This is a genomic window from Pseudomonas sp. 05N434 (assembly GCF_056396965.1).
This window is the reverse complement of the sequence record NZ_JBFTMK010000573.1, coordinates 1-3,211: the sequence shown is the minus strand read 5'-3', so window position 1 is coordinate 3,211 and position 3,211 is coordinate 1. Positions and strand designations below refer to the sequence as shown.

1 protein-coding gene and 1 pseudogene are annotated in these 3,211 nt (G+C 58.1%); both read right to left on the bottom strand.

Annotated elements, in window-relative coordinates; translation table 11 throughout:
- A pseudogene (locus AC1DLB_RS26050) lies at nt 1–480 on the bottom strand (hypothetical protein); the annotation flags it as partial.
- Nucleotides 481–503: 23 nt separating this feature from the next.
- On the bottom strand, nt 504–3,026 hold the full coding sequence (locus AC1DLB_RS26045) for a CS1-pili formation C-terminal domain-containing protein (protein ID WP_026286465.1): 2,523 nt from the start codon (nt 3,024–3,026) through the stop codon (nt 504–506).
- Nucleotides 3,027–3,211 lie beyond the last annotated feature (185 nt).

The window sequence follows — 3,211 nt, the reverse complement described above, 5'->3', positions numbered from 1 at the left end:
CCATAGCCCTCCTTGCCATAAAAGTCCGTGAGCGGCGTGAGAACCCAAATCTGGACGCCCAACCAAATCGCGTGCATCGTGGCTGAGGCGATAGTTAACCGCGAAACCAGGCATACGTACTTTCACTTCCGCCGTTTCAGTGCTTGCACCCCCCATTTTGGTAACTGTCAATGTTCGCCATTCCGCCGGGATGCGGAACATTGCGGCTTCGCGGCGATTGGTCTCATGGACCCGGATTGGTCTGGTTGCAGTGAATGTAATGGGTGTCCTGAAACTGGACAGTCCTCGTCGCTCACAGRCCGGTTCGTTACCCTGGCAGAACCCGGTGAACTTCGTTGTATTGATAAATTTATTGACCAGCGGGTTGGATGGATCCGGACTGAATTTCGCTTCTATCTCCATGACAGCCGCTTCGCTCACTGCCCCCAGCAATCCAGACAACATCAAAACGTTGGCCGTCCGTTTGAGTAGGCGTATCACGCTGATTCTATCCTCCACGCCCACTAACCCCGTCTTTCAGATAGATAAGTCGCATCCGCCAACGTATCCGGCGTGCAACGCAAATCGCCGATCATCAGCACGTTGTTTTCGGTACGTCCACTGTTCGGGTCCAGACGGAACTGGCACAGCAACTGGCTGCCGTGGCGCACTTCCAGGGTTGGCGAACCGGCATTCATTTCCATGGAGAAGAAACCGTCCACTTCGCTCACCCCACGGCTGGCGTGGTTGATGATGTGATGGCCTTTGAGTGGGTTGCCCTGCGGGTCGATCAGGCGCCCGAGGACGGTCAGGGTTTTCATCACTTTCACCTGGCGATATTCCACACCGCCCTTGTTCAGGTGATAGCTGGAACGGGCCGGTTGGATGGTGGCGGCGGGAACGTGGTTGCCCTCGAAATCGAAACTGACCGAGCTGCTTTTGTACGCGGTGATCGGCACGAAATTGCGCCCGGGCTTGAGCACCGCGCTGCCACCGCTCAAGTCATCGGCGCGCAAGGCGATGTCCTCGATGTCCGACTCCACGTCGATGATCATGCCGGCACCGTTGCGGTGATATTGGCTGGTCATGACCATTTTTTGCCCGCCGACGGCCACGGTGCTGTCGAGGTTCAAGCCTCCGGTTAGGTCGTTGTTGAAGGACGAGCGCTGGATGAAGCCGTCGCCGTTGACAAGGTCAGAACTCATGGTCGCCATGGCATTCAACCCGATGCCGTAGGTGTCGGTGATGGCCGTGGCGGAGACGCTTTGCAGCAGATGGTCCTGAAGGGTTTTGCGGTAGGTGATCGAAGCGTTGTTATCGCGCCCGCCATCACGGTCGGTGCGAGTGCCTATGCTGCCGGAAAGCTGTTCACCGGGGCCACCCAACGCGATGTTGACACTCAAATCGATACCCCGATTGCGGTCGTCTCCCGAACTCACGCTGCCTGGTCGATCAAACAGCGACAGGCGCCAATTGGCGTCACTGCCAAACAGTTGGGTGCGCTGGGTCCAGCCCAGATCCACGCCCGTCCCGTTGGTGTTGCCTTCGCTGTGGGACACCCGGGCATTGACCGAGCTTTTGCTGTTGAGTCGATGGTTTATCGACAGGGAAGAGTTGCTGGTCTGGCCAATAAATACATTGCGCTGACGCACCCGCGTGCCATCGGGCAGCGTGTCGTACAGCCGGGTGGTATCGAGCCAGCTACGGTTATGGCTGGCGACGATGCTGCCGCTGCCATAGGAATAAAGCCCTTGCACGTCGAAGCCGGTACCGTAGTCCTCGGTTTTGTAGACGTTGGCATAGACGCTGGCGTTGTTGACGATTGCCCAATCGACCGACGTGCCGTACTGCAGAGCGTCGCGCACCTGTCGACCCGACAGGCCCAGGATGACTCGCGGGTGCAGCAGGAAGTTGAACGCGGCCCCCGCCGTCATGTCGCCGTCGGCCTGCTCTTCCCAGTTACTGAGCAATTTCGATTCGCGGCCGGCGAACAGGTTATAGCGCCAGCGCTCGTCATGGTTACGCCAGTTGTTGGGTTTGTAGACCAGCTCCAGGGTGCTGGAGGTGATTTGGCCGTCTTCGATCAGACGCACTTCCACTTCATAAATACCGCCGGGCAGCGGACGCGTATCGAGGGTCTGCAACCCGGCAGGCACCGCCTGGGTGTTGATCAGCAAACCGTCGCGGTAGATCTCCACCGAACCCTGTCGATTGGCGGTGACGTAGATCGGATAGACCGCCGGTTTCGGGTTGTTGATGGCCAGGCTGTCGGAGCTGCCGTACATGACGCCCAATGCRGTGTCGGGGCTCGCGCCGAAGGCACGTGGCTGACGGGTCAGGCCTTCGGACGTGGGTGTGAAATAGCCCAGGCGCAGAAAATTGCCCTCCAGCTCGCGCTGGGTAAAGAGCTCATGCACCGCGTGATACAGCTTGTTATCCAGACCGCCCAGTCGAGACAGTTGCATATTGACGGCCTGGGTCCAGTTACCCAGGCTGCTGCTGGCTTCCAGGCCGTAGCGCCCGCCCAGGTCCTGGTTCTGCCCGCCGTTGAGGTTCAGCTGGTTACGCACGATCAACCCGGTGCTGCCATTTTCGGGCAGGTTGTAATAACGCTGTACCTGATCGTCGCGCTCAGCGTTTTGGGTGAGGATCGACACCAGTGAGTTTTCAAGGCTGTAGTGCACGGCCAGCAGTTGCTCGGGGCAATTGGCCTGGCAGCCACCGAGCGCCACTCCTTGTTTCAGATAGTTGGCCCAGATGTCGCGTTCACTGGGCTTGATCATGCTGTCGCTGACATCGGCGAAGTCAACGAGGGTGATGCGATCGTCGCGGGTCAACACGACCATCGCCTCACCGAGAAACTGTTGGTCAAGTTCCACGCGCACCGCCAGTGGCACATCAAAGAAATGCTCTTCGAATTCGGTCGGCAATCCCTTGGCCTGCGCCAACAGACTTCGAGGTGTATGGCCGTTTTCCGTGGGCGCGGCCAGGGCAGTTGCACAAAAACATAGGGCAAGCGCCGTCGCGATGGGCGTCATCGGGAACATGAACGAAATACTCTGAAGATAAATTCGTTGAAACCCGATCGACAGGCAAAACTTGCCCGCCGATCGGTAAGTGTTATGAATTAAGGATGAACCTTAGTTAATAACGGTATTACGGAATGCGAGGAATGGCATCGAAGATCACCACTGGATTGGCGGTGTACAGGCCATTCTGGGTGTCGGTTGGT